We start from the raw sequence: 18,887 nt of genomic DNA, 5'->3' as shown, positions 1-18,887 counted from the left end.
TCGCTGAAAGCGTGGGCCGCGGCGCGCGGGACCGGATGGCCGACGCGGTGACGTGGGCATACTCCGCCTCGTCGCGACCTCAGCCGCGAGCCGTCAGCCGCCCCGACCGGCTGCCCCGACCAGCCCCCCGAGCCGAAAGCGTCGTATGAGTCCTGAAGCCCATCGAGCCCACCGAGCCCGCCAAGTCCCTGAAGACCCGGGCGCGCGGCAAGTGCCCGAAGCCGCCGAGCTCGTCCGGCTCACCGCCCGCGAACTCGCCGCAAGGATCCGCACCCGCGAGCTGTCCGCACGCGAGGTCGTCCAGGCGCACCTGGACCGGATCGAGCAGGTCAACGGCGCCGTGAACGCCGTGGTGACCCTGGTGGCCGAGCGCGCGCTCGACGAGGCGCGCACCGCCGACGAGGAAACCGCGCGCGGCGCACCGCTCGGCCCGCTGCACGGTCTGCCCGTCGCCCACAAGGACACCCACGACACCCGCGGCATCCGGACCACCTACGGCACGCCGCTCCTCGCCGACAACGTCCCGGACCACGACGAGCTGATCGTCGAGCGCATCCGCGCCGCCGGGGCGATCACCATCGGCAAGACCAACGTGCCCGAGTTCGCGGCCGGTTCACACACCTTCAACCCGGTCTTCGGGGCCACCCGCAACCCGTACGACCTCCGGCGGTCCGCCGGCGGTAGCAGCGGGGGAGCGGCGGCCGCGCTCGCGTGCGGCATGCACCCCCTGGCCGACGGCAGCGACATGGGCGGTTCGCTGCGCAACCCCGCGTCGTTCTGCAACGTGGTGGGCCTGCGCCCCTCGCCGGGCCGCGTGCCGAGCTGGCCGGACACCGCCCCGTGGTCGACGATGGCCGTGCAGGGGCCGATGGCGCGCACGGTCGCCGACGCGGCGCTGCTTCTTTCCGTCGTCGCCGGGCCCGACCCGCGCTCGCCGATCGCCCTGGAGACGCCGGGGAGCGCGTTCGGAGGGTCACTGGAACGGGATCTGACAGGCCTTCGGATCGCCTGGTCGCCGGACCTGGGCGGAGCGGTGCCGGTCGACCGGGAGGTCACCGACGTGCTCGCGCCCGCTGTCGCCGTCTTCGCCGACCTGGGGTGCGCGGTGGAGGAGGCGTGCCCCGATCTGTCCGGCGCCGACGAGGTGTTCAGGACCTTCCGTGCCTGGCAGTTCCATCTGGGGCTCGGGGCGCTCCTGGAGACCGACGGCGACCGGATGAAGCCCAGCCTGGTCCGGAACGTACGGCAGGGGGGCGCGCTCACCGGCATGGACCTGGAGCGGGCCACCGTGCTGCACGCCGAACTGTTCCACCGGGTAAGGGAGTTCTTCGAGCGGTATGACGCCCTGGTCCTGCCGACCAGTCAAGTCGTGCCGTTCCCTGTCGAGTTGGAATATCCGGCCGAGGTCGACGGGGTGTCGATGGTGGACTATCTGGACTGGATGCGCTCGGCGTACCTGGTGTCCGCGACCGGCAGTCCGGCGCTGTCCGTGCCCGCCGGATTCACCCCGGACGGGCTGCCGGTGGGGCTGCAGATCGTCGGACCGCACCGCGGCGATCTACGGGTTCTGCAGATCGGTCACGCCTTTGAACAAGCCACCCGGCACGGCGAGCGCGGGCCGGGGCGCCGCGTTACGCGCACGGACGGCCGGGTACTCGGGCGCCATGAATCGTTTGGAGCATCTTGACCATCTGGAGAAGAGCCTCGTCGATGAACTGACGCTTGCCGCCCGCGAGGCCGTACGCGACGAACTGCGGGAGCAGACGCGGAAACAGCGCCGCACGGCCGCGCTGTATGCGGGGGCGGGCGCCTTCGGTCTCTACGCGGGTGCCGCGCTGGCGCTGGCCTTCGGCCTGGCGCTCGCGCTGGGGCTGCCCGACTGGGCGGCCGCGTTGATCACCGCGGTGGTCCTGGCCGCCGTGGCCTATTTCCTGCGTGAGGCCGCCCGCCCGGCAAAGGGTCGGCCCTCCACGGACGGCCCGGCCGTGGACCGCCCTGCCATGGACACCAAGGACGCCCCGTCCGTGCCCCCTCCGCCCGTGTCGCCGCCGACCGTGGACGCGGACGATCCGGGGGTGGACGCGACGGATCCGAGCGTGGATCCCGAGATGCCGCACCGTTGGGGCCGGTGAGCCGAGACAACTGGCCTGAGATGTTTGGCCAACGGCTTACGGGCCACCCGGGAGTTCGAGGTGGCCATATTGAACACATCGCCAGATCCAGCGAAGAAGAAGACGACCTCGAGTTCGCAGAACTCGAGGAACTCATCCGACGAACACGCGGAAAGCGGCGGCAGGGCGAAGCGTCGGCCGGGCCCCATGGAGGTGCTGCGCACGGCGCGCACCCAGCTCGCCGAGCTCACCGGGATGGCCGCCGAGTCGGTGTCGTCCTTCGAACAGACCGATGACGGCTGGACGTTGGAGATCGAGGTCTTGGAACTCACCCGGGTTCCGGACACGATGAGTCTCCTCGCCAGCTACCAGGTGGAGTGCGACCCGCAGGGCGAACTCCTTGGCTACAAACGAGTCCGCCGCTACGAGCGCGGGCGCGCCGACTCCCATAAGGGCGGCGGCCGATAGAGCCCGCCCCGCACAGAGCTTCCGCACTTCTTTCCACAGACTTCCCAGACAAGGAGGGCCGGTCGGCATGACCGTTGTCCCTGCACAGCAAGCCGGCGGATCGGGCGGCACCAGTGGCCTGTACGACGTCCTGGAGCTAGTCCTCGACCGCGGTCTCGTCATCGACGCCTTCGTGCGTGTCTCGATCGTGGGCATCGAGATCCTGAAGATCGACGTGCGAGTGGTCGTCGCCAGCGTCGACACCTATCTGCGCTTCGCCGAGGCGTGCAACCGCCTCGACCTGGAGGCGGGCCCGCACAAGAGCCCCGGACTCCCCGACCTCGTGGGCGAGGTGACCGAATCCGGTGCGCGCGGCAAGTCCAAGGGTGCGCTCTCCGGCGCCGCCGAGACCATCTCCGACGCGTTCAAGCAGTCCCGTGAAGAGAGCCAGTCGGAGTCCCGCCCGCGCGCCCGCAAGAGCACGTCCGCGCGCAGGAAGGAGGAGCAGGAATGAGTACGTACGTCTATGGCATCGCCGCGAGCTCGCACCCTTCGCTCCCCGAAGGCATGAACGGTGTGGGAAAGCCGGCGCGCCAGGTGCGCATCCTCAAGGAGGGCGACCTGGCGGCGATCGTCAGTGACGCACCCGACGGGCTGCGCGCCAAGCGCAACGACCTGCTGGCTCATCAGAACGTCCTGAACGAGGCGGGCGCGGCAGGTCCGGTCCTTCCCATGCGGTTCGGCAACGTCGCCCCGGACGACACGGCCGTCACGAGCGTGCTCGCGGAACGCGCCGAGCACTACCGCGAGCGGCTCACGACACTGGCCGGCAAGGTCGAGTACAACGTCAAGGCCAGCCACGACGAACAGGCCGCCCTGCACCGCGTGATGGCGGACAACCCCGAGGTGCAGGCGCTCGCCGAGGCCAACCGGCAGGCGGGCGGCGGCAGTTACGAACAGAAGCTGCAGCTCGGCGAGATGGTGGTGGCCGCGCTGCAGGCCCGGGAGCGCGAGGACGCGGCGGAACTGCACCGCGCCCTGGAGGCGACGGCGCACGCCGTCAGCGTGGGCCCCGAGTCCACGGGATGGCTGGCCAACCTGTCGTTCCTCGTGGAGCGCGACGCGTCCGCGGTGTTCCTCGCCGCCGTCGATGAGGTCCGCAAGGGGCATCCGCACGTCGAACTGCGGGTCAACGGCCCGCTGCCGCCCTACAGCTTCATCGAACCCGGACCCTCGGAGCCGACGGGAGCCACGTCGGAGGCCATGGGCTCGAAGAGCGGCCGGGAGTAGGCGCATGGGACTGATCGGCGAAGTGCTGATGCTGCCGTTCGCGCCCGTGCGCGGCGGCCTCTGGGCGGTGAGCCAGGTACTCGCCGAGGCTGAGCGCCTGTACTACGACCCGGCCACTGTCCGGACCGAACTGGCCCTTCTCGAGCAGCGCCTCGAGTCGGGGGAGATCGGCGAGGAGGAATTCGACCGCCAGGAGGACGAGCTGCTCGACCGCCTGGAAATCGGCCTGCGCGCAGGCGCGGGAACTGACAACGGGACCACACGATGAATCGACTGGGACTGGGCCTCGCCGTAGGGGCCGGATACGTCCTCGGACGTACGAAGAAGATGAAGCTCGCGTTCGCGGTCGGCACCATGGTGGCCGGCAAGCGGATGAACCTGAGCCCGCGGGCCCTTGGGGACCTGCTGTCTCAACAGCTGCAGAACAACCCGCAGTTCAAGGAGATCGGCGACCAGCTGCGCGGGGATCTGCGCGGGGTCGGGAAGGCCGCCACCGGAGCGCTGGTGGAGCGGCAGATCTCCGGACTCGCCGACCGGCTGCACGGAAGGACGGCGGATGTCCGCGACCAACTCGCGGGCGTGAAGCCGGACATACCGGGGCGCGGCAGCGAGCGCGAGGCAGAGGAGCCGGACGACGCGTACGAGGAGTACGAGGAGTACGACGACCAGGACGACCGCGGCGACAGGGATGACCGCGGCGACCGGGACGACCGGGACCACGAGTCCGCAGAGGCGGAGTCCGAGGAGGAGCCCGAGGAGAGGCCCCGGCCGAGGAAGAAGGCTCCTGAGCAGAAGACCGCCCCCAAGAAGGCGGCAGCCAAGAAGAGCCCCGCCAGAAAGGCGGCGGCAAAGAGCCCTGCCAGGAAGACGCCGGCGAAGAAGGCCCCCGCCAGGGCCGCGGCGAAGACTTCCGCACGCCGCGCCACCGGGGCCCGGTTGCCGAAGGAGGGTGGCCGCGATGAGTGACACGCTGAAGTCCGCGACGGGACGGGCGAAGGACAACCCCATCACCGGCGTCGTGCAGAGCGAGGCGGCGGACCGGCTCAAGGCGGAGGTCCAGGAGTATCTCGCCGCCCAGGCCCAGCGGCTGCTGGTCGGAGTGGGCCACAAGCTCGGCGAGACGACCGGCAAGCTCAACGACATCGCCGACGGCAGCAGCCCCGGCTTCGCGAAGCTCGCCCTCGACGGCGGCCGCAAGATGGCCGAGGGCAAGGGACCGCTGCGGTCCGCTATCGAGGTCGGTGCGGGGCGGGCCAAGGACAGTGTGGTCGACGCCTTCAAGAACATGACCGGAGGCAAGGGCCGCCGCAAGGGCGGGGCCGGCAAGAAGCCGACGGTCATCATGGAGTTCGTGGACGTCGGCGTGCCGCTGCGCACGGCGTACGACCAGTGGACCCAGTACCAGGACTTCAGCAACTTCGCCAAGGGCGTCAAGAGCGCGAACCGCGCCGACGACACCACGTCCGACTGGCAGGCCAAGGTCTTCTGGTCGAGCCGGAGTTGGAAGGCGCACACCACCGAACAGGTGGCGGACGACCGGATCGCCTGGACCTCGGAGGGCGCGAAGGGCACGACGAAGGGCGTCGTCTCCTTCCACACGCTGGCCGAGAACCTCACGCGCGTCCTGCTGGTTCTGGAGTACTACCCCAAGGGTCTCTTCGAGAAGACCGGCAACATCTGGCGCGCCCAGGGCCGCCGGGCACGGCTCGACCTGAAGAACTTCGCCCGCTTCATCACCATCAAGGGCGAGGCGGAGGACGGCTGGCGCGGCGAGATCCAGGACGGCGAGGTCGTCGTCAGTCATGAGGACGCGCTCGCGGAGGAGCAGGACGAGGACGTCGCGCAGGACGAGGACGAGCGCGACGAGGAGCAGCCGGAGGAGTCCCCGGAAGGGTCCTACGAGGAAGAGGACGAGGAAGAGGACGAGGACGAGCGGGACGCCTACGGCGAGGCGGACGAAGAGGAGGAGGACGAGTACGAGGGCGAGGATCACGAGGCGAAGTACGAGGAGGACGAGCCGGAAGAGGCAGAAGAAGAGACCGAAGAAGACGCCAAGTACGACGAAGAGCCCGCGACGAGCGGGAGTCGCCGATGACGATGCCTGGTCGGATGCCGGAGCCGTACGGGCAGGGCGGCGGCGCGAACCTGGCCGACATCCTGGAGCGCGTGCTCGACAAGGGCATCGTGATCGCGGGTGACATCAGGATCAACCTGCTCGACATCGAACTGCTCACCATCAAGCTGCGGCTCATCGTCTGCTCCGTCGACAAGGCGAAGGAGATGGGAATCGACTGGTGGGAGGACGACCCCGAGCTGTCCTCCCGTGCGCGCAGCAAGGAACTCACGCGTGAGAACGCCGAGTTGCGTGCCCATGTCGCCGAGCTTGAGCAGCTGGAGCAAGGCAGGACGGAGCGGCGGAAGCCGGCGCGACGCAAGGTGGAGCAAGGCAAGGCGGAGCAGGGCAAGGCGGAGGAAAGCACATGAGCGGACTGCGGTACGTCTACGCCATCTGCCGGCCCTTCGACGCGGCACTCCAGGCGCAGGTGACCGGGGTGGACGGCGCGCCCCCCGGTCAGCTGTCGCACCACGGCCTGATCGCCGTGGTCGGCACCGTGCCGGAGAGGGACTTCGCCGAGGAGCCCCTCCGGCACCATCTGGAGGACCTGGACTGGCTGAGCGCGACCGCGCGTGCCCACCAGGCGGTGATCGACGCGCTGACCGTGGTCACCACGCCGCTGCCGATGCGGCTCGCCACCGTGTTCCGGGACGACGCGGGCGTGCGCGTGATGATGGAGGAGCGGGAGGCCGCGTTCCTGCGGACGCTCGACCGGCTCGACGGCCGCGTGGAATGGGGCGTCAAGATCCATGCCGAGGCGGAGCCAGCCCCCGCGGCCGAGAAGCCGGAGAAGGCCGCGTCGGGCCGGGACTATCTGCGCCAGCGCCGGCAGCGGAACAGGGCCCACGAGGAGATGTGGGAGAGCGCCGAGAAGTTCGCGCGCCGACTGCACGACACGCTCTGCGGACACGCCGAGGACGCCAGGCTGCACGCACCCCAGAACTCCGCGCTCTCCCAGGAGTCGGGCCGCAACGTACTCAACGCCGCCTATCTGGTGCCGCGTTCGGAGTCGGAGGCCTTCGTCGAACTGGTGGAACGCGTGAAGGGCGAGGAGTCATCCCTGCGCGTTGAACTCACCGGACCGTGGGCGGCGTACTCCTTCGCGGGCCTGGAGGAAGACGCGGACGACGCGGTGGGGGAGGCGGGGTCGTGACCGTCGTCGAACGCCGGGAGGTGGCCCTGGTCGACCTGCTCGACCGGTTGCTCGCGGGCGGGGTCGTCATCACCGGGGACCTCACCTTGCGCATCGCGGACGTCGACCTCGTCCGTATCGACCTGAACGCACTCATCAGCTCGGTGAACGAGCAAGTGCCCTCCCCCTTTGAGGAGTTGCTGTGAGCGAGCGGACTCCGGGAAAGAACCGCCTCGAACTCGAGCCGGACACGGTGGAACGCGACCTGATCAAACTCGTCCTGACCGTCGTGGAGCTGCTGCGCCAGCTCATGGAGCGACAGGCCGTGCGCCGGTTCGACACCGGGGAGCTCAGCGAGGACCAGGAGGAGCGCATCGGACTCACACTGATGCTCCTCGACGACCGCATGACCGAACTGCGCGAGCGCTACGGCCTGCGGCCCGAGGACCTGAACCTGGATCTCGGGCCACTGGGACCGCTGCTGCCGAGGGAGTAGCCCCGTCGCCAGCTCTTCCCGTCCCCTTCAAGGTCAACCGGCTTGACTGACGCGTGGCCTGATGGGTACTCAGAGTCACATGCGATTGAGTGTGATGGATGTGGGTTCCCATGCGGTCCGGCTGGTCGTCGTGGACGCCGAGGGCGGTGTGCCGTTGCCGGTTCACACCGCCAAGTGGAGACTGAGACTCTCCGAAGAGGTCGGGCCGACGGGGGTGATCCCCGAAGAATCCGTGGGGCAGCTCGTCACCGCGGTCTCCGAGGCCGCGAGGACCGCCCGGCGGTGGGGCTCGGCGGAGCCGCTGGCCTTCGCGACGACCGTCGTACGCAGTGCACCCAACCGGCTGGACGTGCTGCGGACGATAGGCGAGGAGACCGGCGTGGCGCTGTGCACCATGCCCGGAGAGGTGGAGGCCGAACTCACCTTTCTGGGCGCCCGCCGGTGGATGGGCTGGCGAGCCGGGCCCCTCGCGCTGTTCGACATCGGCGGTGGCTCGCTCGAGGTGGCCTTCGGGCGCGGAAGGCTGCCGGACTACGTGGCCTCGCTGCCCCTCGGCGCGCGCCGGCTGACCCGGGAGTTCTTCGAGGGCGAGGATCCGCCGACCGAGCAGAGCGTGAAGGCGCTGCGGCGCAAGGTGCGCCATCAGCTGCGGGACGTCGCCGCGCGGATCCGCTGGGAGGGGCCGCGCACCGCCGTGGCGACGTCCCGGACGTTCCAGCAGCTGGCGCGGCTCGGGGGCGCCGCCCCCGGCCGCCACGGACCGTTCATGGCGCGGCAGCTGAGCCGCGCGGAGCTGCGCCTGTGCCGTGACCGGCTCGCCGCGCTGCCGGCGGCCGAGCGCGCCCGGCTGCCCGGGGTGTCGGCGCCGCGGGCCGTGCAGAGCCTGGCGGGCGCGATCGTGGGGCACACGGCGATGAAGCTGACGGGCATCAAGACGGTCACCATCTGCCCCTGGGCCATCCGTGAAGGCGTGCTTCTGCGGCACATGGAGGACGGCGGGGCGTGGTGGGCAGAAGTCAGTCAGCGGGAGGCGGTGCCGGATTCGACGGCGCATCCGATGGCGCTGCGGATCGCGGCTCTGCAGAACTGAATCGCGGCTCTGCGGAAGTGAGATGTGCGGGTGCGGAGCTGCCGGCCTTCTGGCGCAGCACCGCGCGCTGCTCCGCGTTGGTCCCGCCCCAGACGCCGTACGCCTGACCGCTGTCGATGGCCCAGGTGAGGCAGGGGCGGAGCACGGGGCAGCGCAGGCAGATCCGCTTGGCGGCCAGCTCCTCGCGCAGCGCGGGGCCCGTCGCGGTGACGGGGAAGAAGAGCTCGGGGTCCTCGCGCGCGCAGAGCGCGCTGGTCATCCACTCCATCAACGCCTCCCTCGGGGGTGGAGTTCGCCTCCGTCCGGTCCGGCACCGGGGCACGAGTGCCCGTGCCGCGCGGACGGAAACCGAAGAGAGCCGGGAGGAGGGAGGGGCCCGTGTTCGGTCGGGCTCATCCCTCGTCGGTGAGGGGTGCCGTCGGCGGCTCCTGGAGCCGGGCGACCGTCGCGGCCAGTTGCCGTCGGAACGGCTTCGGGATCTCACCTCCCGTGGCGGCATCGACGAGTTCGGCCGCCACGAGATGCAGCTTGGTGTTCGTGTTCTGGGAGACCGAGACGAGGACGTCCCACGCGTCATCGGCGCTCAGTCCGAAGGACGCCATCAGGACTCCGCGCGCCATGTCGATGACGGGCCGCGTCCGCATGGCCCGCCGCAACTGACCGAGTTCGACCCGCGGGTCCTGCTCGACGTGACCGTTCGTCGAGCAGGGGGACGCGTCGGTCGGGGTTTCACTGCCCTCCGCGAGCTGCGCGGGAAGTGCGCGTTCTGTCATGGCGGCCACTCCGTAGGCATCCGTGGGTCGTCACCTCACTCAGCGTCGGCCCGGCGAGGTTAACCCGTCAAGAGATACCGGAAATGTAGTTCGTCTTTTTGAATGCGTGAATCAGACCCCCTACCTTGGAGGGATGGGTGCAGTACCTGAACCACACATCGGTTGGACCTTCCTCACCAACCACGCCCGTGTGCTGGCCGCGATCGCCGACGACCCCGCCACCCGCATCCGGGACATCGCCGCGCGCTGCCGACTCACCGAGCGTGCCGTGCAGAAGATCGTCGCGGATCTGGAGGGGGGTGGATATCTCTCCCACACGCGCCAGGGCCGCTCCAACGCGTATCGCATCGAAGCGGGGACCATCCTTCGCCACCCGGCCGAATCAGGTCTCGAGGTGGCGGAACTCCTCACGTTCCTCGTCCAGCACGACGACGAACGCAGCGAAGGGTCCCGGCGGTTGCAGGCCGCGCCTTCGCACACGTCCGACCCGGATACCGCCCCCTGACCTGCGGCGCATCCGTTTCGCGCGGGCCGGATGACCGTGCCGCGCGACGGTTAAGCTGGGGAGCATGGCCTACGAGATTCCGGTGACGCAAGCCCGAGCAGAGCTCGCCGATCTGATCAACCGCGTCGTCTACGGCGGCGAGCGGGTGGTCGTCACCCGCCATGGCAAGCCACTCGTGGCCCTTGTCTCCGCCGCCGACCTGGAACGGCTCGAGGCGTTGCCGGACGTGGACGAGGAGCAGGTGGTCAGCTCCGTCTCGTCGTTGCGCTCCACCTCGTCACCGTCGTCGGGTGCGGGTGAACGGCAGCGCTTCGGTATCGCCGCCGAACACCGGGGGCCCAACGCGACGTAGCCGTACGGCGGTACACGACGTAGCCGTACGGCGATCGAGCGCGGAAAGGGCCGTACGCCCCCGTCCGCTACAGCGGAGGCGTACGGCTGTCTCTGTGGGCTGCCGGGTCAGGCGACCTGCACCGTTTCCCGCGCCGCCGGTACCTCGTCACGTGCCGCGGCGGCGGGGCGCCGGAGCGCGCCGAGCAGTACGGCGGTCAGGCCGAGCAGGGCCCAGACGGCGAGGGTGACGAGGGGGCCCGTGATGCGCGCGCCGTCGAAGAAGGAGACCGAGCGCAGCAGGGTGCCGCCGGCGCCGGGCGGCAGCAACTGGCCGATGAATCCGACCGGTTCGGGCAGCAGCCGAGGCGCGGACGTCACTCCGGAGAAGGGGTTGCCGAGCAGCACCATGGTCAGCGCGCCGACCCCGATGCCCGCGGGGCCGAGGAGCGCGGCGCACCCGGCCACGGTGGCTCCCACCGCGAGCGTCGAGAGCCCCAACACCCCTGCTTCCGCCCACCAGTTGCCCGTCAGCACGCCCAGCCAGCTGTGCGTCACGGCGGCGGCGACCACGCCGACCAGCGCGGCGGCCAGGACGAGGGAGGCCACCGCGCGGATGCCCCGCAGGCCGAGCATCGTCACGACCGCACCGGCCGCGACACCCGCGATCGCCAGCGGCAGCACGCTCGCCCCGAGAGCGGAGCCCCGGGGGTCGTCGGCGGGCGCTGCCACCACATCGGTGGTGGTCACCTTGGCCCCCTCCGGGGCCTGACCGGCCACCGCCTGCTCCAGGAGCTGGGCGACCACCGGGCTCGCCGCGGTCGCGGTCAGCAGTTTCGTTCCTTGCGGCGTGACGACGACGGCTCCGTACACGGCCCGGTCCTCGATGGCGTCGCGGGCCGCGGCCTCGTCGGCGTACCGATGGATCTCGAACGCTCCCTTGTGCTGCTCCAGTTGGGACTGGAGAGGCGCCGTCGCGGCGGCGGGTCCCGCGACGCCGAGCGGCAGATCGCGGGGGGCGGTCCTCGCGGCGGGCCAGGCGAAGGCCCACAGGGCGAGGGCCACGAGCGCGGAGACCAGGATGGCCACCGCCGCCATGCGGCGGCCCTGCGGAGGCGGTGTGGCGACCGACGTGGACATGGGCTGAGCTCCTTCTGGAGGTTCGAAGGCTGAGGGGCTGAGGGTCGAAGGGCTGAGTGGACCAAGGGCTGAGTGGGCGAAGGGGTGAGTGGGCGAAGGGGTGAAGCGTCGGAGATTAAAGAGAAGGATCGTTCGTTTTACGGGATGCCCACACTGTGCTTCCGGGCGCGTCTCTTGTCAAGAATGAATGTTCGTTTTAATTTGGCTGTATGGCCCGCGTATCCCAGGAGCATCTCGACGCACGCCGCCGCCAGATCATGGACGGCGCCGCCCTCTGCTTCGCCCGCAATGGCTTCCACGCCACCTCGATGCAGGACGTGCTCAAGGAGGTCGGCCTCTCCGCCGGGGCGGTCTACCGCTACTTCCGGGGCAAGGAGGAGCTGATCGGGGCGATCGTCGGTGAGGTACTCGAATGGCTCCAGGCGACCTTCGAGGCGGCCGCCCAGGAGACCCCGCCGCCACCGCCGGACGTGCTGGTCGGCCGCGCGCTGACCCAGGTGCTCGCCCAGAAGCAGGGCGGCGGCGAGGGGGAGGCCCCGTACTTCCCGCGTCTGATCGTCCAGGTGTGGGCGGAGACCCTCCGCAACGAAGAGCTCGCCACCCTGATGAAGCAGGGGTACGCCAAGGTGCGGGTGGCCTGGGTGAAGATCGTCGAGGGGTATCAGGCGGCGGGCATGATGCGTGACGACGTCCCGGCCGACCATGTCGCGCGGGTGATGGTCGCCACGGCTCAGGGATTCGCCGCGCAGCTCGCGCTGTTCGACGAGGTTCCGGTCGAGGCGCTGCAGGACGGACTGCGCGGTCTGATGAGTATGGGGAAGCCCAGCTGAAGGTCATGGAGCGGTCAAGCGCTGGTTAACCTCGTTGAAACTCCTCCCAACTAGCCTGCGATGCCACGTCACCAGGGGATTTCGTAACCGGGGTGCGCAAGATCAAGCGCACTGTCTGTGTGTTACATCTATATCCGTCGCGGTGGCCGCGGCAGCCGGACCCCGCACGGTCCGGAGCGAGGACTGTGAGGTGGGACGCGTGCAACTGACCCCGCACGAGCAGGAGAGACTGCTCATCCATGTGGCCGCGGACGTGGCCGAGAAGCGAAGGGCGCGGGGGCTGCTGCTCAACCACCCCGAGTCGATCGCGCTCATCACGTCCCACATCCTCGAAGGGGCCCGCGACGGCCGCACCGTCGCCGAACTCATGTCCTCGGGGCGCAAGGTGCTCACACGCGACGACGTCATGAGCGGCATCCCCGAGATGATCCACGACGTCCAGGTCGAGGCCACCTTCCCGGACGGCACCAAGCTCGTCACCGTCCACGACCCGATCGTCTGACGGGGGCCGGCCAGATGAGTCCCGCGCAGCCCGTGATCCCCGGCGAGATCCTCTTCGCCGACGAGCCCGTCGCCTACAACGTAGGCCGCGAGGTCACCGCCCTCACCGTCCTCAACGCCGCCGACCGCCCCGTCCAGGTCGGCTCCCACTACCACTTCGCCGAGGCCAACCCCGGCCTCGACTTCGACCGTGCCGCCGCGCACGGCAAGCGGCTCAACATCGCCGCCGGCACCGCCGTGCGCTTCGAGCCCGGAATCCCCGTCGACGTCGAACTCGTCCCCCTGGCCGGACTGCGCATCGTGCCCGGACTGCGCGGCGAGACCGGAGGTGCCCTCGATGCCTGAACTGTCCCGCGCCGCATACGCCGATCTGTTCGGCCCCACCACCGGTGACCGGATCCGGCTTGCCGACACCGACCTCCTCGTCGAGATCGAGGAGGACCGCTCCGGCGGCCCCGGACTCTCCGGCGACGAGTCGGTGTTCGGCGGCGGCAAGGTCATCCGGGAGTCGATGGGCCAGTCGCGCACCACGCGCGCCGAAGGCGCCCCCGACACCGTCATCACCGGCGCCGTGATCATCGATCACTGGGGCATCGTCAAGGCCGACATCGGCATCCGCGACGGCCGCGTCACCGGCATCGGCAAGTCCGGCAACCCGGACACGATGGACGGCGTACACCCCGACCTCGTGATCGGCCCGGAGACCGAAGTCCTCGCGGGCAACGGCAAGATCCTCACCGCGGGCGGCATCGACACCCACATCCACTTCATCTCGCCGACCATCGTCGACGAGGCGCTGGCCTCCGGCGTCACCACCCTCATCGGGGGCGGCACCGGACCGGCCGAGGGCAGCAAGGCGACCACGATCACCCCCGGATCGTGGCACCTGGCCCGGATGTTCGCGGCGATGGAGTCGAGCCCGGTCAACATCGGCTTCCTCGGCAAGGGCAACACGGTCTCCAGCGAGTCCATGCACGCCCAACTGCGGGCCGGAGCCGTCAGCTTCAAGATCCACGAGGACTGGGGCGCGACGCCCGCCACCATCGACGCGTGCCTGAACGTCTGCGAGGACACGGGCGCCCAGCTCGCCGTCCACACCGACACCCTCAATGAGGCGGGCTTCGTCGGCGACACGTTCGACGCCGTCGCGGGCCGCACCCTGCACGCCTTCCACGTCGAGGGCGCGGGCGGCGGGCACGCCCCGGACATGATCACGGCGGTGTCCCTGCCCAACATGCTGCCGAGCTCCACCAACCCGACCCGGCCGCACACCGTCAACACCATCGAGGAACACCTCGACATGCTGATGGTCTGCCACCACCTCAACCCGGCGGTCCCCGAGGACCTCGCCTTCGCCGAGTCGCGGATCCGGCCCACCACCATCGGGGCCGAGGACATCCTGCACGACCTCGGCGCCATCTCGATCATGTCGTCGGACTCGCAGGCCATGGGGCGCATCGGCGAGGTCGTCATGCGGACCTGGCAGACCGCGCACGTGATGAAGCGGCGGCGCGGCTACCTGCCGGGGGACACCCGGGCAGACAACCGGCGCGCGCGTCGCTATGTCGCCAAGTACACGATCAACCCGGCGGTCGCACAGGGCGTCGACCACGAGATCGGCTCCGTCGAGACCGGCAAGCTAGCCGACCTGGTGCTGTGGGACCCGAAGTTCTTCGGCGTGAAGCCCCAGCTGGTCATCAAGGGTGGTCAGATCGCCTACGCGCAGATGGGCGACGCCAACGCCTCCATCCCGACGCCGCAACCGGTGCTTCCGCGCCCCATGTTCGGAGCGCACGGGACCGCGCCGAGCCTCAACTCCTTCAACTTCGTGACGCAGTCGGCGCTTGACGACGGGCTGCCCGAACGGCTCGGCCTGGCCAAGGAGTTCACCGCGATCCGCTCGACGCGCGGACGCACGAAGGCCGACATGTACGAGAACGACGCCCTGCCCAGGGTGGAGGTCGCGCCCGACAGCTTCGCCGTCACCATCGACGGGGAGCTCGTGGAGCCGTCCCCCGCCGCCGAACTGCCGCTCGCGCAGCGGTACTTCCTGTTCTGACGGGCGCCGTCATGTCCAGTGCCGCACTACTCGTCCTGGCCGACGGCCGCTTTCCCGCCGGAGGGCACGCGCACTCCGGCGGGGCCGAGGAAGCCGTCAAGGCGGGACGCATCACCGGTGGAGCCGACCTGGAGCAGTTCTGCCGGGGGCGGCTGCACACCACGGGCCTCGTGTCCGCCGCGTTGGCCGCGGCCGCCGCGCTCGGCATCGACCCGCTGGAGCTGGACGAGGCCGCCGACGCGCGGACACCCTCGGCCGCGCTGCGGGTCGCCGGGCGGCGGCTCGGGCGGCAGATGATGCGGGCCGCGCGGTCGGCGTGGCCCGATCCCTCGCTGGACCAGCTCGCCGCCGCCCGGCCCAAGGGGGCACACCAGCCGGTCGTGCTGGGTCTCGCCGCCCGCGCGGCGGGTCTGGGGGCACAGGACGCCGCGTACTGCTCCGCGTACGAGTGCGTCAGCGGGCCCGCGACGGCGACCGTGCGGTTGCTGAGCCTGGACCCCTTCGACGCGACGGGTGTCCTGGCCCGGCTCGCACCCGAGCTCGACCTCGTCGCCCGGGCCGCGGCGGACGCGGCGCGGGAGGCGCTGACCGACGGGATCGACGCGCTGCCCGCGGCGTCCGCGCCGCTGCTCGAGGTGGGGGCCGAGGCGCATGCTGCTTGGCCCGCGCGGCTGTTCGCCTCGTAGAGGGCCCCGCCGCCCCGCGCGAGCCGCACCCCGCACGAGCCGCCACAGAGCAGGCTGCACGCCGGGCCGAAAGAACTGAAGCACTGAAGCACTGAAGCACCGAGGAACTGCTGAACCATAGGAGTCGCACCATGCACCTCGATCACTCCCACGACGAATCCGCCGCCGTGAGCGCCGACGCCCACCGTCCCGACGGCCGCCGCCGCGCGCTGCGGATCGGGCTCGGCGGGCCCGTCGGATCCGGCAAGACCGCCACCGTCGCCGCGCTCTGCAAGGAGCTGCGGGCCGAGCTGTCCCTCGCCGTCGTCACGAACGACATCTACACCCGCGAGGACGCCGAGTTCCTGCTGCGCGAGGCCGTCCTGCCGCCCGAGCGGATCACCGCCGTGGAGACCGGCGCCTGCCCGCACACCGCGATCCGCGACGACATCTCCGCCAACCTGGAGGCCGTCGAGGACCTGGAGGACGAGGTCGGGCCGCTGGACCTGATCCTCGTCGAGTCCGGCGGGGACAACCTCACCGCCACCTTCTCCAAGGGACTCGTCGACGCGCAGATCTTCGTCATCGACGTCGCGGGCGGCGACGACATCCCGCGCAAGGGCGGCCCCGGTGTCACCACCGCCGATCTGCTCGTCGTCAACAAGACCGACCTCGCCCCGTACGTCGGCTCCGACCTCGCGGGCATGGCCGCGGACGCCAAGGCCCAGCGTGCCGAACTCCCGGTCGTCTTCCAGTCGTTGAGGTCGGACGAGGGCGTCGGTCCCGTCGCCGCCTGGGCGCGCGCCCAGTACGCCGCCTGGACCGCGTCCGCATGACCGTGCACGCCGTCGCGGCATCCGGGGTGCGCGGTATCGCCCGTATCACCGCGCGAGGCAACGGGCGCGGCGGCACCGTCCTGCCCGTGCTCGACGGGGAGGGGCCGCTCGCCCCGCGCCGCACCCGGGCGGCCGGAGCAGGCGCCCAGGTCACCCTCGTCGGCGCGATGAGCGGCCCCCTCGGGGGCGATCACCTCACCGTCGAGGCCGCCGCCCACGAGGGGGCCCGGCTGCAGATCGGTTCGGCCGCCGCCACGCTCGCCCTGCCGGGGCAGTCGAAGGAGGCGGCACGCTACGACGTGCGCCTCACGGTCGGTGACGACGCGGAACTGTGCTGGCTGCCCGAGCAGTTGATCTCCGTGCGCGACAGCGATCTGCGGGTCACCACGCGGGCCGAGCTCGCCGGGAGCGCCAGCCTCGTGCTGCGCGAGGAGCAGGTGCTCGGGCGGACGGGCGAAGCTCCGGGGCGCCTCACCAGCCGCCTCACGGTGCGCCGCGCGGGCCGGCTCCTCCTCGACCAGGAGCTCGCCTGCGGGCCCGGAGCGCCCGGCGGATGGGACGGCCCCGCTGTCCTCGCGGGGCACCGCGCGATCGGTCAACTCGTTGTCGTACGACCGCAATTCGAGCAGCACCGGCCCGAGCCCGCACTGCTCGGCGAAGCAGCCGCCCTCACCCCGCTCGCCGGCCCCGCCGTGCTCGTCACGGCCGTCGCCCCCGACGCGCTGCGGGTGCGCCGCGTCCTCGACGAGGCATTGCGCACTCTCACCTGAACAGGGGCATAACCGCTCAGCGGAGTTCCGTGCACCGTCTATCGGATTGGTAAAGAAACCCCTGCTCCGTCTGTCGCACTGAACCCTCCGACCGACAGGATCCTCCTACTGTTCGAAAATCGACAGGTAAATCGACAGGGGGAGGAACCAGTTGAGACGCACCACAGCATTCGGCGCAGCCGGCACGCTGATCACGGGCTCGCTCATAGCGGGCGCGATCTTGGCGCCCGTCGCCAATGCCGATGCCCGCCGGAGCGGCGGCAGCGCTGACGCCCGTCAGCGCACCAGCGCCGAGGCACGCGGTGTCGCGCTCGCGGCGCAGCGCGCCGCCAAGGCCGGCATCGACTGGCAGGCATGCCCTGCCGACTGGGGCCTGGACAAGGCGATCAAGTGCGGCTGGGTCACCGTCCCGCTCGACTACGCCAAGCCCAACGGCAAGAAGATCAAGCTCGCCGTGGACCGCATCGGCAGCACCGGGACGAAGAAGGAGCGCCAGGGCGCTCTTCTCTACAACCCGGGCGGCCCCGGCGCCTCCGGCCTCCGCTTCCCCAACCGCGTGGTCACCAAGGCACCGCTCTGGGAGAAGACGGCGAAGGCGTACGACTTCGTCGGCTTCGAGCCGCGCGGTGTCGGTCACTCGGCGCCCATCTCCTGCGTGGACCCGCAGGAGTTCGTCAAGGCCCCCAAGCTGGACCCGGTGCCGGACTCCGAGGCGGACAAGCGCGCCCAGCGCAAGCTGGCCGCCGAGTACGCGGACGGCTGCGCCGAGCGCAGCGGCGAGATGCTGCCGCACATGACGACGCCGAACACCGCACGCGACCTGGACGTCATCCGGGCCGCGCTCGGCGAGAAGAAGCTGAACTTCCTCGGCGTCTCCTACGGCACCTACCTCGGCGCGGTCTACGGGACGCTGTTCCCGTCGCACGTGCGCCGCATGGTCGTCGACTCGGTGGTCAACCCGTCGAAGAAGAAGATCTGGTACGAGGCCAACCTCGACCAGGACGTCGCCTTCGAGATCCGTCTCAAGGACTGGATGAAGTGGGTCGCCAAGTACGACGCCACCTTCCACCTCGGGGACACCGCGGGGAAGGTCGCCAAGAACTGGGACAAGCTCCGCGCCGCCGCGAAGAAGGAGCCCCTGGGCGGAGTGGTCGGCCCCGCCGAGCTCATCGCCTACTTCCAGAGCGCTCCGTACTACGACTCCGCCTGGGTGGAGATCGCGACGAACTTCAGCAAGTACGTCGCCGGTGACGCCAAGCCGCTGATCGAGGCAGCCAGCCCCGACCTGTCGGACACCGCGGGCAACATCGCGTCGGAGAACGGCAACGCCGTCTACACGGCCGTCGAGTGCGCGGACGCCAAGTGGCCCACCAGCTGGAAGAAGTGGGACCGCGACAACACCCGCATCCACCGTGACAACCCGTTCATGACGTGGTCCAACGCCTGGATGAACCTGCCCTGCGCGACCTGGAAGAGCAAGCAGCACGAGCCGGTCGAGGTCAAGACCGGCAAGGGCCTGCCGCCCGTCCTGATCGCCCAGTCGACCCGCGACGCGGCCACCCCTTACGAGGGCGCCGTCGAGCTGCACAAGCGGTTCAAGGGCTCGCGTCTGATCACGGAGAAGGACGCCGGCTCGCACGGCATCACGAACCTGGTCAACCCGTGCCTCAACGACCGTGTCGAGGCCTACCTGCTGACCGGCAAGCTGGACAGCAAGGACGTGACGTGCGCGCCGCACGCCACGCCCAAGCCGTAGTGGCCTGCCGCTAGGCAGCCGAGCAAGGGGCGACCGGGAC

General features: G+C 70.4%; 26 protein-coding genes. 23 read left to right on the top strand and 3 right to left on the bottom strand.

Annotated features, from left to right (window positions below; translation table 11 throughout):
* Nucleotides 1–211 precede the first annotated feature (211 nt).
* The 13 genes from ABZ833_RS03570 (at nt 212) to ABZ833_RS03510 (ending at nt 8,682) form a co-directional block, all read left to right on the top strand.
* A complete protein-coding gene (locus ABZ833_RS03570) occupies nt 212–1,687 on the top strand; it encodes an amidase (RefSeq protein ID WP_361040447.1) in 1,476 nt (491 codons plus the stop codon).
* Nucleotides 1,665–2,132, top strand: coding sequence for a phage holin family protein (locus ABZ833_RS03565; RefSeq protein WP_361040444.1), 468 nt, complete (start codon nt 1,665–1,667; stop codon nt 2,130–2,132). Before ABZ833_RS03570 ends, ABZ833_RS03565 begins: the two co-directional genes overlap by 23 nt.
* 69 nt (nt 2,133–2,201) lie before the next feature.
* Complete coding sequence (locus tag ABZ833_RS03560) at nt 2,202–2,579, top strand: gas vesicle protein (RefSeq protein WP_249585979.1); 378 nt, start codon at nt 2,202–2,204, stop codon at nt 2,577–2,579.
* A 67-nt stretch (nt 2,580–2,646) separates the two neighbouring features.
* A complete protein-coding gene (locus ABZ833_RS03555; RefSeq protein ID WP_249585978.1) occupies nt 2,647–3,072 on the top strand; it encodes a gas vesicle structural protein GvpA in 426 nt (141 codons plus the stop codon).
* Nucleotides 3,069–3,848 carry a GvpL/GvpF family gas vesicle protein gene (locus ABZ833_RS03550; protein ID WP_361040441.1) on the top strand — a complete coding sequence of 260 codons (780 nt, stop codon included), beginning with the start codon at nt 3,069–3,071 and terminating at the stop codon, nt 3,846–3,848. Before ABZ833_RS03555 ends, ABZ833_RS03550 begins: the two co-directional genes overlap by 4 nt.
* A 4-nt stretch (nt 3,849–3,852) precedes the next feature.
* Nucleotides 3,853–4,116 (top strand): gas vesicle protein GvpG, encoded by a 264-nt coding sequence (locus ABZ833_RS03545; protein ID WP_361040439.1) that lies wholly within the window; start codon nt 3,853–3,855, stop codon nt 4,114–4,116.
* Nucleotides 4,113–4,814, top strand: a complete 702-nt coding sequence (locus ABZ833_RS03540; RefSeq protein WP_361040437.1) for a DNA primase — start codon at nt 4,113–4,115, stop codon at nt 4,812–4,814. Before ABZ833_RS03545 ends, ABZ833_RS03540 begins: the two co-directional genes overlap by 4 nt.
* Nucleotides 4,807–5,943 (top strand): SRPBCC family protein, encoded by a 1,137-nt coding sequence (locus tag ABZ833_RS03535; RefSeq protein ID WP_361040435.1) that lies wholly within the window; start codon nt 4,807–4,809, stop codon nt 5,941–5,943. Before ABZ833_RS03540 ends, ABZ833_RS03535 begins: the two co-directional genes overlap by 8 nt.
* The gene (locus ABZ833_RS03530; RefSeq protein ID WP_361040432.1) at nt 5,940–6,332 is read left to right on the top strand and encodes a gas vesicle protein; all 393 of its coding nucleotides are present in this window, start codon (nt 5,940–5,942) and stop codon (nt 6,330–6,332) included. Before ABZ833_RS03535 ends, ABZ833_RS03530 begins: the two co-directional genes overlap by 4 nt.
* The gene (locus tag ABZ833_RS03525) at nt 6,329–7,117 is read left to right on the top strand and encodes a GvpL/GvpF family gas vesicle protein (protein WP_361040430.1); all 789 of its coding nucleotides are present in this window, start codon (nt 6,329–6,331) and stop codon (nt 7,115–7,117) included. Before ABZ833_RS03530 ends, ABZ833_RS03525 begins: the two co-directional genes overlap by 4 nt.
* On the top strand, nt 7,114–7,302 hold the full coding sequence (locus ABZ833_RS03520; RefSeq protein ID WP_160509195.1) for a gas vesicle protein: 189 nt from the start codon (nt 7,114–7,116) through the stop codon (nt 7,300–7,302). The genes ABZ833_RS03525 and ABZ833_RS03520 overlap by 4 nt, the downstream gene beginning before the upstream one ends.
* Nucleotides 7,299–7,592 (top strand): gas vesicle protein K, encoded by a 294-nt coding sequence (locus ABZ833_RS03515; RefSeq protein WP_361040428.1) that lies wholly within the window; start codon nt 7,299–7,301, stop codon nt 7,590–7,592. The genes ABZ833_RS03520 and ABZ833_RS03515 overlap by 4 nt, the downstream gene beginning before the upstream one ends.
* A gap of 79 nt (nt 7,593–7,671) precedes the next feature.
* Nucleotides 7,672–8,682 (top strand): Ppx/GppA family phosphatase, encoded by a 1,011-nt coding sequence (locus tag ABZ833_RS03510; RefSeq protein WP_361040425.1) that lies wholly within the window; start codon nt 7,672–7,674, stop codon nt 8,680–8,682.
* Here ABZ833_RS03510 and ABZ833_RS03505 read toward each other — a convergent pair.
* A complete protein-coding gene (locus ABZ833_RS03505) occupies nt 8,609–8,950 on the bottom strand; it encodes a WhiB family transcriptional regulator (protein ID WP_361040422.1) in 342 nt (113 codons plus the stop codon). The genes ABZ833_RS03510 and ABZ833_RS03505 overlap by 74 nt on opposite strands.
* Before the next feature lie 124 nt (nt 8,951–9,074).
* A complete protein-coding gene (locus ABZ833_RS03500) occupies nt 9,075–9,455 on the bottom strand; it encodes an ANTAR domain-containing protein (protein WP_361040420.1) in 381 nt (126 codons plus the stop codon).
* A gap of 133 nt (nt 9,456–9,588) precedes the next feature.
* On the opposite strand from ABZ833_RS03500, the gene ABZ833_RS03495 reads away from it, so the two are divergent.
* Nucleotides 9,589–9,960, top strand: a complete 372-nt coding sequence (locus ABZ833_RS03495; protein WP_361040417.1) for a helix-turn-helix domain-containing protein — start codon at nt 9,589–9,591, stop codon at nt 9,958–9,960.
* Nucleotides 9,961–10,024: 64 nt separating this feature from the next.
* A complete protein-coding gene (locus tag ABZ833_RS03490) occupies nt 10,025–10,312 on the top strand; it encodes a type II toxin-antitoxin system Phd/YefM family antitoxin (RefSeq protein ID WP_361040414.1) in 288 nt (95 codons plus the stop codon).
* A 107-nt stretch (nt 10,313–10,419) separates the two neighbouring features.
* On the opposite strand, the gene ABZ833_RS03485 is transcribed toward ABZ833_RS03490, so the two are convergent.
* Nucleotides 10,420–11,430, bottom strand: a complete 1,011-nt coding sequence (locus ABZ833_RS03485; protein ID WP_361040412.1) for an ABC transporter permease — start codon at nt 11,428–11,430, stop codon at nt 10,420–10,422.
* A gap of 209 nt (nt 11,431–11,639) precedes the next feature.
* On the opposite strand from ABZ833_RS03485, the gene ABZ833_RS03480 reads away from it, so the two are divergent.
* The 8 genes from ABZ833_RS03480 (at nt 11,640) to ABZ833_RS03445 (ending at nt 18,847) form a co-directional block, all read left to right on the top strand.
* Entirely contained in the window at nt 11,640–12,260 is a 621-nt protein-coding gene (locus ABZ833_RS03480; protein ID WP_361040410.1) for a TetR/AcrR family transcriptional regulator, read from the top strand.
* Between the two features lie 199 nt (nt 12,261–12,459).
* Nucleotides 12,460–12,762 (top strand): urease subunit gamma, encoded by a 303-nt coding sequence (locus ABZ833_RS03475; protein WP_361040408.1) that lies wholly within the window; start codon nt 12,460–12,462, stop codon nt 12,760–12,762.
* A gap of 32 nt (nt 12,763–12,794) precedes the next feature.
* Nucleotides 12,795–13,106, top strand: coding sequence for an urease subunit beta (locus ABZ833_RS03470; RefSeq protein ID WP_361041332.1), 312 nt, complete (start codon nt 12,795–12,797; stop codon nt 13,104–13,106).
* Nucleotides 13,099–14,820 carry an urease subunit alpha gene (locus ABZ833_RS03465; RefSeq protein ID WP_361040405.1) on the top strand — a complete coding sequence of 574 codons (1,722 nt, stop codon included), beginning with the start codon at nt 13,099–13,101 and terminating at the stop codon, nt 14,818–14,820. The genes ABZ833_RS03470 and ABZ833_RS03465 overlap by 8 nt, the downstream gene beginning before the upstream one ends.
* A gap of 11 nt (nt 14,821–14,831) precedes the next feature.
* Nucleotides 14,832–15,506, top strand: a complete 675-nt coding sequence (locus tag ABZ833_RS03460) for an urease accessory UreF family protein (RefSeq protein WP_361040402.1) — start codon at nt 14,832–14,834, stop codon at nt 15,504–15,506.
* A gap of 131 nt (nt 15,507–15,637) precedes the next feature.
* Complete coding sequence (gene ureG, locus ABZ833_RS03455) at nt 15,638–16,321, top strand: urease accessory protein UreG (protein WP_361040400.1); 684 nt, start codon at nt 15,638–15,640, stop codon at nt 16,319–16,321.
* Nucleotides 16,318–17,091 (top strand): urease accessory protein UreD, encoded by a 774-nt coding sequence (locus tag ABZ833_RS03450; protein WP_361040397.1) that lies wholly within the window; start codon nt 16,318–16,320, stop codon nt 17,089–17,091. Before ureG ends, ABZ833_RS03450 begins: the two co-directional genes overlap by 4 nt.
* A 151-nt stretch (nt 17,092–17,242) precedes the next feature.
* Nucleotides 17,243–18,847, top strand: coding sequence for an alpha/beta hydrolase (locus ABZ833_RS03445; protein WP_361040394.1), 1,605 nt, complete (start codon nt 17,243–17,245; stop codon nt 18,845–18,847).
* Nucleotides 18,848–18,887: the final 40 nt, after the last annotated feature.

It is taken from the genome of Streptomyces sp. NPDC047525, assembly GCF_040643025.1.
Classification (GTDB): domain Bacteria; phylum Actinomycetota; class Actinomycetes; order Streptomycetales; family Streptomycetaceae; genus Streptomyces; species Streptomyces durmitorensis.
This window is presented reverse-complemented; position numbering and strand designations above follow the sequence as displayed.